Raw genomic sequence first — 370 nt, forward strand, 5'->3', positions numbered from 1 at the left:
AACAGCACACCACTCCCCCCACCCCTCAAGCCAATGTAATGGCATCCCGCCGATCAACCCGATCCAAATGCGGCAAACCATTAAAACTCAGCAACCGCAGCACCCCACTCCCAGAAATAATCTCGCAAAAAGCCGTATTCCGAAACTGCAGATTCAACTCAATCGCAGTCTGCGCCGGCGCACCCGGCAAATCCGCGGTAGCCCGCCCGATAGCCCCGCCAGGACTAACAACCAGCACCGCATCCTCTCGCGACGCCCCGTCCGTGGCATGCAACAAACTATTGTTGAGCGGCTGTAGGGTTGTGGTGGTCGCTGGGGGTCTTCGCTGTTTTTTTGCGACGTTGGTTTTTGCACCCAAAGGAATACGACA

At 56.5% G+C, this 370-nt stretch carries 1 pseudogene; it reads right to left on the reverse strand.

The window, feature by feature from the left end:
• Nucleotides 1-25: 25 nt before the first annotated feature.
• Nucleotides 26-370, reverse strand: a pseudogene (locus CF70_RS38395) (hypothetical protein); the annotation flags it as partial.

Origin of the sequence: Cupriavidus sp. SK-3 (genome assembly GCF_000611145.1) — a bacterium.
Classification (GTDB): domain Bacteria; phylum Pseudomonadota; class Gammaproteobacteria; order Burkholderiales; family Burkholderiaceae; genus Cupriavidus.